Raw genomic sequence first — 12,847 nt, 5'->3', positions numbered from 1 at the left:
CCTCGTATCGGAGCGTTTGCATGAATCCACATGAACAGTTTCGCGCAGAAGTCAGCGGCAACATTGATGGCCTGAGCCAGGACAAGGCCCTGCAGACCGAGTCCCTGAACTGGGTTGGCGTGACCGCCAGGCACAAGTACACCTACAACTTCAGCTGGATGGGGCGTCCGATCATTCAGTTCCCCCAGGACATGGTTGCCATGCAGGAAATCATCTGGGACCTGCGCCCCGACATCATCGTCGAGACGGGGATCGCCCACGGCGGTTCGCTGGTGTTCTACGCGTCGATGCTGGAGCTGATCGGCCACGGTGAAGTACTGGGTGTCGACATCGACATCCGCCAGCACAATCGCGAAGCCATCGAGGCCCATCCGATGGCGCGCCGGATCAGCATGATCCAGGGCTCGAGCATCGATCCGGCCATCGTCGATCAGGTGCGTGAGCGGGTTGCCGGGAAGAAAGTGCTGGTGGTCCTGGACTCGAACCATACCCACGAGCATGTGCTCGAGGAGTTGCGCCTCTACGCCCCGCTGGTGTCGGTGGGCAGCTACTGCGTGGTCATGGACACCGTGGTCGAGGACATGCCGGAGGACGCCTTCCCGGATCGTCCGTGGGGCAAGGGCGACAACCCGAAGACCGCGGTCTGGAAGTACCTGGAGGAAAATCGCGATTTCGAGATTGATGCGCGAATCCATAGCAAGTTGCTGATCACCGTGGCTCCCGACGGCTATCTGCGTCGAGTTCGTTGAGCAGCGACATCATTCTTGAATTCTTTGGGCGATTTGCCGGTTGTGGGGAAAGGTCATGCAAGGGAAGTACAGTAACGAACAGGATCTGTCGTTGAGCAGTCTGTTGACAGTGGTGTTGATTACCCACAACCGGCCTGCCTTCGCGCGCAGGGCGGCGCATTTCTACAGCACCCTGCCTTGTCGGATTCTGGTGCTCGACTCTTCGGCCCAGGTGACCGAAGGCATCGAGGGCGTGTACCCGTCGGTTGATTATCGGCACCTTCCCCAGTTCGGTTACTGGGGCATCCAGAGCAAGCTGGCGTATGGCGTTGAGCAGGTGGAAACGCCCTACATGGTGTTCGCGGCGGACGATGATTTCATCGTGCATGACGCCTTGCGCGAGTCGGTGTCCTTCCTGGAGGCGAACCAGGACTACGGCATGTGCCATGGCTACTGCCTGATGTACCTGACGCTGGCCAATAGCGTCAGTTACTACCGGCGGGACAAGAAGGTTTCCGAGGATTACGCCAGCGAGCATGCCCAGGACCGTATCCTGCAGTTCATGAGCGAGTACGTGCCGCCTTTCTATGCCGTGCACCGTACCGCGTTGCTGCGCGACTGGTACGCCGTGATGCCGAAGGACACCATCTTCCAGTGGCAGGAAATCGGTCATGCCTACTACATGCTGGCCCGGGCCAAGGCGCGTATCCTGCCGACTCCCTACGTCGTGCGTGAACTCAACTATGGGGCTTCGGAACACAACACCGAGGTCTATCACTCGCTGACGTTCGCCGATGCCAAGTCCGTGGCCGAGCGGCATGCCTTTGCAGAGTTTCTGGCGGCCCTGCCAACCGATATCCGTTCCGAGGACCCGGCCGCGGTCAAGGCCTTCGCCCTGGAGAGCTTCGAGGCCATGGCCGATAGCCTGCGCACCGGCAGGGCACTGACGGTCGAGCTGCTGTTCGAATCGCACTGGCGCAATATCGAGGCTCCGGACCGGCGCTTCGGACCCAAGCAGTACATGGAAATGCCTTACTACAACCAGGCATTTTTCGATCACTTGAGCCATTTCGAATTCCTGCTCCATGCGATGCCGGCGGGGCGTGTGCAGTTGCAGGAACTGGAGGGGGTCTGGGCTCGCCAGCACGCCCTGATGCGACCCCACAACAACGATACGCCCGAGAGTGTGGTCGATCGGCTGTGGCAGGCCCAGGACTGCAACCTGTTCAACCGGGAAGTCGTCAAGCGCCTGGTGCAGCAACTGGAGGCGCTGGATCCGGAAGACGATGAGCTGCGTCAGGTGCGTGCCTGGGGTGAGCGTCTGGAGGCGGCGTCTCCCCTGGACCAGCGTTCGACCTTCGATGCCATGCTGTCCGGCCGGCTGCTCAACTGGCTGGAGGCGCGCGAGCCCGACGCCGGCCAGTTGGCCGCCATCGGCGAGTATCAGGCACAGCAGGGCAGTGGTCCGGTCTTTGGCCTGATGTTGCTGGACCTGGATAACGATATCGGCAAATTGCAGGTGACCCTCGACAGCTTGCTGGAGGGCTATGGCAAGGCATTCCGGATCGTGGTCTTCACCAGCGGTGAGCCGCAGGCAGCGACGACGCTGCAGAATACCCTGCACTTCGTGCGGGTGACCCGCAGCAACTATGTCGACAAGCTGAACCAGTTCGCCCGTCAATCGGCCTGCGACTGGTTGATGCTGGCGGAAGTCGGCGACGAGTTCACCGCGGGCGGCCTGCTCCGGGCCGGCCTGGAACTGCAGCACGCCGAGGGCTGCCGCGCGGTGTGCATCGATGAGATTCACCGTGACGCCAATGGTGCTTTGCGAGATGTGTTCCGTCCCGGCTTCAACCCCGACCTGCTGCTGAGTGTGCCGGCGCTGATGGCCCGGCACTGGCTGATTCGCCGTGATGTGCTGGTGGAGGCCGGTGGCTTCAACGCCGACTTCAGTAAGGCGCTGGAGTTCGACCTGCTGTTGCGCCTGATTGAACAGGGCGACCTGGCTGGCCTGGCGCATCTGGATGAGCCGCTGCTGATCTCGGCCGCCCCGGAATTGGCGGAGAATGCCCATGAGCGTGCGACTCTGCTGCGCCACCTGGCAACCCGTGGCTACAAGGCACAGGTCACTTCGCAGGAGCCGGGCACCTACATGATCGACTACCGCCATACCGAGCGGCCGCTGGTCTCGATCATCGTTCATGGCCCGGCGGACTTTGCCGAGCTGGAGCGTTGCCTCAGCGCCGTCCTGCAGCGTACCCGCTATCTGAAATACGAAGTGCTGGTGGCCGATGACGCGGATCGTGGCGAGGCGTTGGCCAAGTGGCTCCAGACACAACCGCAGGGCGCCAAGGTCAGCCTGCTGCAGAGCGGCGGGGCAGGCAGCGCGGGCTTCTGCAACGCGGCGGCACGACAGGCGCAGGGTGAATACCTGGTGTTGCTCGCCGCCGACAGCGAAGTGGTCAACCCCAACTGGATCGAATCCCTGCTCAACCAGGCACTGCGTCCGGAAGTCGGGGTGGTCGGTGCCAAGTTCTATGGTCGTGATGCGAAGATTTCCCAGGCTGGCCTGATTCTCGGTCTGAATGAAGGTGTTGGCTCGCCGTTTGTCGGCGAGAAGAAGGATGCCACGGGCTACATGCAGCGCCTGGTGGTCGAGCAGAACTATTCGGCCGTGTCGGCGGTATGCCTGATGGTGCGCAAGGCGCTGTTCGAGGCGCTCGGTGGTCTGGACGAGAGCGACTTTGCCGAGTCCTTCGCCGATGTCGACCTGTGCCTCAAGGTGGGCCAGAGCGGTCATCTGGTGTCGTGGACACCGCATGTGCAGATCGTCCACCCCGGCATTCTGCCCGAGGCACCCCAGGCCTTGGCGGCGCTGCGGGAGAAGTGGCCGGCGGCGTTCCAGGCCGACCCGGCCTACAACCCGAACCTGTCCCTGGTCGGCAAGGGCTTCACTCTGGCGGCGGGCAGCGACCTGGACTGGGCGCAGTTGCTGGTCTAGGCCGGTATACGGCAGGAGGAATCACGGCATGTTCAACGGCAGATCGATGTTCATCCCCACTGACAACGACTCTTGCGGGCGTAGCTCGCCAGGGTCTGTCCGGAGCGAGTTGCAGCCATGACGCCCTATCAGATTCCCTATGGTCATCAGAGTATCGAACAGGCCGATATCGATGCGGTGGTCGAGGTGCTCAAGTCGCCCTGGTTGACCCAGGGGCCGACGATTCCACGCTTCGAGGCGGCGCTGGCGGAACATTGCCAGGCCGACTTCGCGGTGGCGGTGTGCAATGCCACCGCCGCCCTGCACATCGCCTGCCTGGCGGCCGGGTTGGGGCCGGGGGATCGTCTGTGGACCAGTCCGAACACCTTCGTCGCCTCCGCCAACTGTGGTCGCTATTGTGGGGCCGAGGTGGACTTCGTCGATATCGACCCGCAGACCCTGAACCTCGATGCCGGCTTGCTGGCGCGCAAGCTGGAGAGTGCCGCGACGGCCGGTCGTCTGCCCAAGGTGGTGGTGGCTGTCGCCTTCGCCGGGCAGAGCTGCGACATGCGCGCCATTGCCGAATTGGCCGAGCGCTACGGATTCACCCTGATCGAGGATGCCTCCCATGCGGTGGGCGCCTCTTATTTCGGTCGGCCGGTGGGCTGTGGCGACTACGCGGCGATGACCATCTTCAGTTTCCATCCGGTGAAGATCATCACCTCGGCCGAGGGCGGGATGGTGCTGACCAACAGTGCCGAACTGGCCGAACGCCTGCGCCGCCTGCGCAGCCATGGCATCACGGGCGATCCGGCGCAGATGAACGTGCCCGAGCAGGGCCTCTGGTATTACCAGCAGCTGGAACTGGGCTGCAACTACCGGATGACCGATCTGCACGCGGCACTGGGGCTGTCCCAGGCTGCCCGGCTCGACAGTTTCGTCGCCCGGCGGCGCGAGCTGGCGGCGCGCTACGACCGTCTGCTGGCCGACCTGCCATTGACCCTGCCGGTGGCGCAGCCGGGGGCCGAGTCGGCCTGGCACCTGTATGTGGTGCGTCTGCAACTGGAACGTATCCGGGTCAGCCAACGTGAGGTCTTCGACACCCTGCGGGCCGCCGGAATCGGTGTGAACCTGCACTACATCCCGGTGCACTTGCAGCCCTACTACCGTGAGCAGGGTTTCAAGGATGGCGATTTTCCCGAAGCCGAGCGTTACTTCGGCGAAGCGGTCAGCCTGCCGTTGTTCCCGCTGCTTACCGAGGAACAACAGGACTATGTGGTCGAGCAGTTGCGAAACCTTGTCGGTTAAACGATGTTCATTGCTTCGAGGAAAGAGTCAGCCATGCGTGAGTTCAGCGAGCAGGAAGCCTTCTGGCGCGGCGAGTTCGGTGATGAGTACCTGGGGCGCAACCAGGGCCATGAACTGATCGCCGCCAACCTGGCGTTGTTCGCCAAGGCGCTGGCACGCACGGTCCGGCTCGACAGCCTGCTGGAGCTGGGCACCAACACCGGCAACAACCTGCGGGCCTTGCACCAGTTGCTGCCCGGCTGCCGGTTGCAGGGCGTGGAAATCAACGCCAGGGCCTGCGAGCAGGCGAACGGATTGGGCATCGCCGAGGTCTGGCACGGTTCGCTGTTCGACTATCCGCGCGAGCAGCGTTTCGACCTGACCCTGAGCAAGGGCGTGCTGATCCATCTGGCGCCCGAGCTGTTGGCGGCGGCCTATGAGCAACTCTACGAACTGAGCGGGCGCTACATCCTGTTGGCCGAGTACTACAACCCGGTGCCGGTCGAGGTGTCCTATCGCGGTCACGGTGGCAAGTTGTTCAAGCGCGACTTCGCCGGCGAGATGCTCGATCGCTACCGCGACCTGCAGTTGCTCGACTATGGCTTCGGTTACCACCGCGACCGGCAGTTCCCGGTCGACGATCTGAACTGGTTCCTGCTGGAAAAACGTCCTTGAGCGCCGTGGCGATCATCCCCGCGCGGGGTGGCAGCAAGCGGATCCCGCGCAAGAACCTCAAGCTGTTCCATGGCGAGCCGATGATCGCGCGCTCGATCCGGCTGGCGCTGAACAGCGGGCTGTTCGAGCAGGTGGTGGTCAGTACCGACGATGCGCAGATCGCCGAGGTGGCGCGCGAGCAGGGCGCGCGCGTGCCGTTCATGCGGCCGGCAACGCTGGCCGATGATTTCACCGGCACTGCGGCGGTGATCGCCCATGCCGTCGAGGCGTTGGCGCAGCAGGGCCAGGTTTTCGACTATGCCTGTTGCATCTATGCCACGGCGCCGCTGTTGCAGGGGCGTTTCCTGCGCGAAGGCTTCGAGTTGCTGGAGCGGCATCCCGAGCGCTCTTTCGCGTTCTCCGTCTGCGAGTTCGGCTTTCCGATCCAGCGCGCACTGACCCTGACGGACGAGGGGGCGTTGACCGCGCTCTACCCGGAGCACCGCCAGACCCGTTCCCAGGATCTGCCGCCGGCATTCCAGGATGCCGGGCAGTTCTATTGGGGGCGCAGCGCCGCCTGGTTGCGCGGCGATGTGCTGTTTTCCGAAAGGAGCCTGCCCGTGCGGCTGCCGCGCCATCTGGTCCAGGATATCGATACGCCTGAGGATTGGCTCCGGGCGGAGTACCTGTACTCGGCCTTGCAGGCCGCAGGGGAGTTGCAGTCGTGAGAGTGCTGTTTCGGGCTGACGCTTCGGCCGCCATTGGCAGCGGGCACGTTGCCCGTTGCCTGACGTTGGCCGCGATCCTGCGTGCCGGCGGTGCCCAGGTGCTGTTCGCCTGTCGGGACCTGCCCGGCAATGCCCTGGCCCGGCTGGCCGGGGAGGGGTGGCGCAGTGTGGTCCTGCCGGGTGCCTATCCGGGTGAAGAGCCCGCCCTGGGTATCGAGGCGCCGTTGCCCTGGCAGGCCGATATCGAGGCCCTGGAGTGCAGCCTGGCGGGGGAGCCGGCATTCGACTGGATCGTCGTCGACCACTATGGCCTCGACCATCGCTGGCAGACTGCCGCTCGGCGCTGGGCAGGGCGGATCGCGGCGATCGATGACCTGAACAACCGCCAGCATGAGGTGGACCTTCTCTTCGACCAGAATTTCACCGCCGGCGACCCCGAGTATGCCGGACGGACCCTGGCGCCTTGCCGGCAACTGCTCGGCCCACGCTACGCGCTGATTCGCGACGAGTTCCGCCGCCCCCCGGTGCCTATCAACGTCCAGGCCGGGCGGGTGCTGGTGAATTTTGGCGGGCTCGACGGGGCCGGGGAGACCTGGAAGGCCATGCTGGCCCTGGCGGATTTCCACGATCTGCAGGTGGATTTCGTCGCCGGCACGGCCAACCCACGGCTGGCACAGCTGCAGGCGATGGCCGCGGATCGCCCATCGTGGCGGGTGCAGACCTTCGTCAAGGATTTTGCCGAGCTGATGGCCGGCGCCGATCTGTTCATCGGGGCCGGTGGCGGCACCAGTTGGGAGCGGGCCGCACTGGGCTTGCCGACCCTGTGCATCGCGGTGGCCGAGAACCAGCAGGCCAACGCCGAACGGCTGGCGGCGGCGGGTGCGCATATCTATCTGGGTACCAGCCAGGCGGTGGATGTCGATCACCTGAAGCGGGCGGTGGGTTTCGTGCTCGGCAATGTCGGCTTGCGCCGCAGCCTGGCCGAGCGCTCGCGTGGCCTGGTCGACGGGCTCGGTGCCCGACGTTTTGCCGTCGCCCTGTTGGGGGCGGGCCTCGACGTGCGGCAGGTGACACCGGAGGATTCACGGCGCTTGTTCGATGGCCGCAACCATGAGCCGGTCCGTCGGGCGTCGCTGAACAGCGCGCCGATCGAGTGGCCGGCGCATCAGGCCTGGTTGGCGGCGAAGCTGCGCGATCGCACCTGCCTGCTGCTGATCGCCGAGGTGGCGGATGGCCCGGTGGGCGTGCTGCGTTATGACCTGGCGGGCGAGCGCGCCGAGGTTTCCCTGTACCTGTTCGAGGGCCGCCTGGGGCTGGGCTGGGGCAGGGCGCTGCTGGCCCGTGGCGAACGGGCCCTGCGCGAGCATTGGCCGCAGGTGACGGTGATCGACGCCCGTGTGCTGCCGGATAACCCGGCATCGATCGAATTGTTTCGCAACAGCGGTTATGTCCAGTCGGCCAGCCGTTTCGAGCGTGTAGTGAAGGATCAGCTCCATGACTAGTTTCAAGATCGGCCAGCGCGTGATTGGCCCGGATGCACCGCCGTTTGTCATCGCCGAAATGAGCGGCAACCACAACCAGTCGCTGGAGGTGGCGCTGCAGATCGTCGAGGCGGCGGCCAGGGCCGGCGCCCATGCGCTGAAGTTGCAGACCTACACCGCCGACACCATGACCCTGGACCTGGCCGAGGGCGAGTTCTTCATCAAGGACCCCGGCAGCCTGTGGGCCGGCTCGTCGCTGTATGAACTCTACGAGAAGGCCCACACGCCCTGGGAGTGGCATGCACCGATCTTCGCCCGGGCGAAAGAGCTGGGCATGCTGGCGTTCTCCACGCCATTCGACGAAACGGCGGTGGATTTCCTCGAAAGCCTCGAGGTGCCGGCCTACAAGATCGCCAGTTTCGAGAACACCGACCTGCCGCTGATTCGTCGGGTGGCCGCCACGGGCAAGCCGCTGATCATCTCCACCGGCATGGCCAGTGTCGCCGAACTCGATGAAACGGTGCGTGCCGCGCGGGCTGCCGGTTGCCGGGACCTGGTACTGCTCAAGTGCACCAGCACCTACCCGGCGTCACCGCTCAACAGCCATATCCGCACCATTGCCCACCTGCAGCAACTGTTCGGCTGCCAGGTGGGGCTGTCCGACCATTCCATGGGGGTTGGCGTCGCAGTGGCGGCGGTGGCCCTGGGGGCGACGGTAGTGGAGAAACACTTCACCCTCGATCGTGCTGCCGGCGGGGTGGACGCCAGTTTCTCCCTGGAACCGGCCGAACTGGCCAGCCTGGTGGTGGAGACCGAGCGGGCCTGGCAGGCGTTGGGCCAGGTGCGTTATGGCGCCACCGAGGCGGAGCGCAAATCCCTGGTCTACCGGCGTTCGCTGTACGTGGTGCAGGACGTCGCCGAGGGCGAGCCCTTCACCGTGCAGAACGTGCGGGCGATCCGCCCCGGCCTGGGGTTGGCGCCCAAACATGCCGAGTCTGTGCTCGGGCGCAAGGCCCGGGCGACCCTGAAACGCGGTACGCCCCTGGACTGGTCGTTGATCCAATAGCCTCCTTGGCATCGATTCGGGCAAAATAGGCGTGACTTGTGAGTCATGACGTGCATCTTCACAGTATTGTATTTTCCGGGGATGCGGGCGCCTGAGCCTTTTCGGTCGGTGATCGCCCCGTTGTATCCGCCGTTTTCGCCCTGTCTTGGGGTGACGGAAAATCCCTGTTGATCGGCGCCCCTCGATGCCTGCGAGCGGTGATATTCAGCTGTTTATTATTGGGAATTCATAATGATTGGCATAAAAAGCATTGCCAGTTACGTGCCGACAGCCGGCGTGGACAACTACGCTCAGGGTGCCAAATTCGCCAAGGATGAAGAGTTCATCCTGGGCAAGATCGGTTCCGCCTTCCTGCCGCGCAAAGACGCCGGGCAGGAAACCTCGGACCTGTGTGTCGAAGCGGCAAATGCCTTGTTCGCCAGCAATCCGCAACTCAAGCGCGAGAGCATCGACGCGCTGATCGTCGTCACCCAGAACGGTGACGAGGAAGGCCTGCCGCATACCGCGGCGATCGTCCAGGACAAGCTCGGCCTGCCGACCCACGTGGCGGCGTTCGACATTTCCCTGGGCTGTTCCGGCTACGTCTATGGCATCTATGCCATGAAGGGCTTCATGGAGGCTGCCGGCCTGAAGAATGGCCTGCTGATCACCGCCGACCCGTATTCGAAGATCGTCGATCCGGAAGACCGCAACACCACCATGCTGTTCGGCGATGCCGCGACCGCGACCTGGATGGGTGAAGACGCGCCCTGGCAGTTGGGCAAGTCGAAGTTCGGTACCGATGGCTCCGGCGCGCCGCACCTGAAGGTCAGCGACGGGGTGTTCTTCATGAACGGCCGCCAGGTGTTCAACTTCGCCCTGCTCAAGGTGCCGGCGCATCTGCATGAACTGCTCGAGGACTCGGGCCTGCAGCCGAGCGATATCGACGCCTTCTGCATCCACCAGGGCAGTGCGGCGATCGTCGATGCGGTGGCGCGGCGTTTCGAGGACAAGCCGGAGAAGTTCATCAAGGACATGACCGAGACCGGCAACACCGTGTCCTCGAGCATTCCGCTGCTGCTGGAAAAGCACGTGCTCAACTCGACCTGGAAGCGCGTCGCCCTCAGTGGCTTCGGCGTTGGCCTGTCGTGGGGCTCGGCGATCATTCATCGACCCTGATTCCACAGGGTTGCAAAGTGGCGCTCCGGGTGAGTTAACCTTGAGCGCTATTTTTTTGCGCGGAGCGAGGCAGGATGAGCGATAGCTTTGAGCGGAATGCCCGGATCATTGAGGCGCGCTGGCCGCAGGTGTGGCAGCGCCTGCTGGCCGAGGAGAGCGACCGGCTGGCCATCGAGCTGGTCGAGGGGCTGGGTTCGACGCTGAGTGTCGGCGGCGTGCAACTGACCAGTCGGCATGACCGTATCGCCGAGGCGCGCCTGCAGGCCGCCTGCCTGCCGCCTGGCAGTGCCACGCTGCATGTCTATGGCACGGGGCTGGGTGATCTGCAGCAGGTGCTGCTGGAGTCGCCGCAATTGCAGCGGCTGAACGTGCATGTGCTCAATGGCGCGTTGTTCAAGCGGGTGCTCGGGCTGCTGGAGCAGGATGGCTGGCTGGCCGATCCGCGGGTCGAACTGGGTTATGCGGCCGACCATCCGGAAATCCTCTTCCCGTTTTTTGCGCTGCCGGCCGAGTTGGTCCTGGCCGACGATTGCAATGCGCGGATGCGCGACCGGCTGGTGGCCGAAGTGCACCTGAGTTTCAACAACCGCGAGTTTGACCCGCAATCCCCGGAGATACTTCAGCGCCTGGATGAGAGTCGCGAGATCTTCGCTGCCGATCGCGATGTCGCCGAGTTGTTCGCAACGCGAGCGGGGCAGCACATCTACGTGATCGGCACCGGGCCGAGCCTCGAACAGCAGTTCGACAAGTTGCGCGCGGTTCGCGCCCAGGCGCAGCGCCCCCTGTTCATCAGTGTCGATACCGCCTACCGGCCGTTGCAGGAGCAGGGCATCAAGCCCGACCTGGTGGTGAGCATCGACCAGCGCATCGGCTTCAGGCACCTGCCGCCCGAGGCGTCCGTGGGGATTCCGCTGGTCTACATGCCCATGAGCGATCCGCAGGTGCTCCGGGCCTGGCAGGGGCCGCGCTATGGGGGCTACTCCGCCAGCCCGGTCTATGGGGCGGTTCGCCAGCAGTTCCAGCGGGGCATGCTGTATGTCGGCGGCAGCGTGCTGCACCCGGCCGTGGACCTGGCGGTGAAGATGGGGGCCGCGACCGTTACCCTGTTTGGCGCCGATTTCGCCTTCCCGATGAACAAGACCCACGCCGGCTGGAATGATGGCGAGCTCGGTCCGGGGGTCAACGAGGCGCGGCACTGGGTGCTCGATGGCAATGGCCAGCGGGTGCGCACGCAGTTGAATTTCCGTCGCTATCTCTGCGAATTGGAGCGTTATATCGCCGCGCATCCGCAGGTGCGTTTCCTCAACAGCAGCCGGGCGGGCGCGCGGATTATCGGCAGCGGGTTCGACCAGGAGTTCGTGCAATGAAGCCCTTCGAATACAGTATCGGCGAAGCGCGGCGCTGCTCGGCATTGTTCCGCTTCGGTCGCGATGTCGAGGCGGCGCTGGTGATGGTCGAGGTCTTCGACGGCATCCAGGCGCTGCTTCAGCAGGCACCTGCCGAGGTGCAACAGACATGGACGCAACTGCTGGTGTCGATGCTCGACTGCCAGGAGCGCCAGGACTGGCTCGGATTGGCCGATACCCTGCAATACGAATTGGTCGAGCTGCTGGAGACGGTCCAGGGCGCGTGAGGATGCCCTGGTGACGAACGGTTGGGCATGGGCGGTTCTCTGGCGCCATTTTTCCTGTTGGCGCTATGCGCTAAGCCTTTGTTTTTAGAGGGGTGGCAGGTTGCTAGCAAATTTTTTGAAAAAAGCCCTCAAGCAACCTGCCATACCGACGATAACTATTACGAAGGTTCTCTAGGCCACACCCGGCGGATGCCAGGGCCGGAAGCCGTAGTACCCAACCAACGAGGATTTCGTCATGGCTTTAACTGTAAACACTAACACTACTTCGCTGGGTGTTCAGAAAAACCTCAACCGCGCAACCGACGCCCTGTCGACTTCCATGCAGCGCCTGTCTTCCGGCCTGAAAATCAACAGCGCCAAAGACGACGCCGCTGGCCTGCAGATCGCTACCCGCATGAGCTCCCAGATCCGTGGTGGCAACCAGGCGATCCAGAACGCCAACGACGGTATCTCCGTTGCCCAGACCGCTGAAGGCGCTCTGCAGGCTTCCACCGACATCCTGCAGCGTATGCGTGAACTGGCTGTTAAAGCCCGTAACGGTACCAACGCCACTGCTGACCAGACCGCTACCAACGCCGAATTCGCTCAGATGTCTGACGAACTGACCCGTATCTCGGCTTCCACCAACCTGAACGGCAAGAACCTGCTGGACGGCAGCGCTGGCACCATGTCCCTGCAAGTCGGTGCGAACACCGGTTCGGCCAACCGTATCGACCTGGTACTGAGCTCCAAGTTCGACGCCGTCAGCCTGTCGGTTGGCAGCGGTACCGTGGTACTGACCGGTGCTACTTCGGCCACCCTGTCGGCCAACATCGACAACGCGATTACTGCAATCGATGCCGCTCTGGCGACCATCAACAGCACTCGCGCCAGCCTCGGTGCTTCGCAGAACCGTCTGACCAGCACCATCGCCAACCTGCAGAACATCGTGGAAAACACCACTGCTGCACAAGGTCGCGTACAAGATACCGACTTCGCCGCAGAAACTGCTAACCTGACCAAGCAGCAGACCCTGCAACAGGCTTCCACCTCTGTTCTGGCTCAGGCTAACCAACTGCCTTCCGCTGTACTGAAGCTGCTTCAGTAATCTCGGAATGGGTTTTGGCGGGGGGTGTGCTTGTCACACTCTCTC

General features: G+C 63.7%; 11 protein-coding genes. All 11 read left to right on the top strand.

Annotation, left to right across the window (positions count from 1 at the left end; genetic code table 11):
* The first annotated feature begins 20 nt into the window (after positions 1-20).
* A complete protein-coding gene (locus tag ACM62G_RS03495) occupies positions 21-749 on the top strand; it encodes a cephalosporin hydroxylase family protein (RefSeq protein WP_419736696.1) in 729 nt (242 codons plus the stop codon).
* Positions 750-804: 55 nt separating this feature from the next.
* Positions 805-3,729, top strand: coding sequence for a TIGR00180 family glycosyltransferase (locus ACM62G_RS03490; RefSeq protein ID WP_419736695.1), 2,925 nt, complete (start codon positions 805-807; stop codon positions 3,727-3,729).
* Between the two features lie 117 nt (positions 3,730-3,846).
* Complete coding sequence (gene pseC / locus ACM62G_RS03485) at positions 3,847-5,016, top strand: UDP-4-amino-4,6-dideoxy-N-acetyl-beta-L-altrosamine transaminase (RefSeq protein ID WP_419736694.1); 1,170 nt, start codon at positions 3,847-3,849, stop codon at positions 5,014-5,016.
* Between the two features lie 33 nt (positions 5,017-5,049).
* On the top strand, positions 5,050-5,670 hold the full coding sequence (locus ACM62G_RS03480; RefSeq protein WP_054060556.1) for a pseudaminic acid biosynthesis-associated methylase: 621 nt from the start codon (positions 5,050-5,052) through the stop codon (positions 5,668-5,670).
* Complete coding sequence (gene pseF / locus ACM62G_RS03475) at positions 5,667-6,377, top strand: pseudaminic acid cytidylyltransferase (RefSeq protein WP_419736693.1); 711 nt, start codon at positions 5,667-5,669, stop codon at positions 6,375-6,377. The genes ACM62G_RS03480 and pseF overlap by 4 nt, the downstream gene beginning before the upstream one ends.
* On the top strand, positions 6,374-7,879 hold the full coding sequence (gene pseG / locus ACM62G_RS03470) for a UDP-2,4-diacetamido-2,4,6-trideoxy-beta-L-altropyranose hydrolase (protein ID WP_419736692.1): 1,506 nt from the start codon (positions 6,374-6,376) through the stop codon (positions 7,877-7,879). The genes pseF and pseG overlap by 4 nt, the downstream gene beginning before the upstream one ends.
* Positions 7,872-8,924, top strand: coding sequence for a pseudaminic acid synthase (gene pseI / locus ACM62G_RS03465; RefSeq protein WP_273819348.1), 1,053 nt, complete (start codon positions 7,872-7,874; stop codon positions 8,922-8,924). Before pseG ends, pseI begins: the two co-directional genes overlap by 8 nt.
* Positions 8,925-9,155: 231 nt before the next feature.
* Positions 9,156-10,082 carry a ketoacyl-ACP synthase III gene (locus ACM62G_RS03460; RefSeq protein ID WP_054060755.1) on the top strand — a complete coding sequence of 309 codons (927 nt, stop codon included), beginning with the start codon at positions 9,156-9,158 and terminating at the stop codon, positions 10,080-10,082.
* A gap of 74 nt (positions 10,083-10,156) precedes the next feature.
* A complete protein-coding gene (locus tag ACM62G_RS03455; protein ID WP_419736691.1) occupies positions 10,157-11,449 on the top strand; it encodes a motility associated factor glycosyltransferase family protein in 1,293 nt (430 codons plus the stop codon).
* Positions 11,446-11,715, top strand: a complete 270-nt coding sequence (locus ACM62G_RS03450) for a hypothetical protein (RefSeq protein ID WP_054064079.1) — start codon at positions 11,446-11,448, stop codon at positions 11,713-11,715. Before ACM62G_RS03455 ends, ACM62G_RS03450 begins: the two co-directional genes overlap by 4 nt.
* A 235-nt stretch (positions 11,716-11,950) precedes the next feature.
* Positions 11,951-12,802, top strand: coding sequence for a flagellin domain-containing protein (locus ACM62G_RS03445; protein WP_419736690.1), 852 nt, complete (start codon positions 11,951-11,953; stop codon positions 12,800-12,802).
* Positions 12,803-12,847: the final 45 nt, after the last annotated feature.

The organism is Pseudomonas sp. COR18, assembly GCF_048568395.1.
GTDB classification, from domain to species: Bacteria; Pseudomonadota; Gammaproteobacteria; order Pseudomonadales; family Pseudomonadaceae; genus Aquipseudomonas; species Aquipseudomonas fuscovaginae_B.
This window is presented reverse-complemented; position numbering and strand designations above follow the sequence as displayed.

What these genes read in the sequence shown, in the direction of transcription:
- ACM62G_RS03495 (WP_419736696.1), top strand. Translation starts at nt 21, where the DNA reads ATGAATCCACATGAACAGTTTCGCGCAGAAGTCAGCGGCAACATTGAT.
- ACM62G_RS03490 (WP_419736695.1), top strand. Translation starts at nt 805, where the DNA reads ATGCAAGGGAAGTACAGTAACGAACAGGATCTGTCGTTGAGCAGTCTG.
- pseC (WP_419736694.1), top strand. Translation starts at nt 3,847, where the DNA reads ATGACGCCCTATCAGATTCCCTATGGTCATCAGAGTATCGAACAGGCC.
- ACM62G_RS03480 (WP_054060556.1), top strand. Translation starts at nt 5,050, where the DNA reads ATGCGTGAGTTCAGCGAGCAGGAAGCCTTCTGGCGCGGCGAGTTCGGT.
- pseI (WP_273819348.1), top strand. Translation starts at nt 7,872, where the DNA reads ATGACTAGTTTCAAGATCGGCCAGCGCGTGATTGGCCCGGATGCACCG.
- ACM62G_RS03460 (WP_054060755.1), top strand. Translation starts at nt 9,156, where the DNA reads ATGATTGGCATAAAAAGCATTGCCAGTTACGTGCCGACAGCCGGCGTG.
- ACM62G_RS03455 (WP_419736691.1), top strand. Translation starts at nt 10,157, where the DNA reads ATGAGCGATAGCTTTGAGCGGAATGCCCGGATCATTGAGGCGCGCTGG.
- ACM62G_RS03450 (WP_054064079.1), top strand. Translation starts at nt 11,446, where the DNA reads ATGAAGCCCTTCGAATACAGTATCGGCGAAGCGCGGCGCTGCTCGGCA.
- ACM62G_RS03445 (WP_419736690.1), top strand. Translation starts at nt 11,951, where the DNA reads ATGGCTTTAACTGTAAACACTAACACTACTTCGCTGGGTGTTCAGAAA.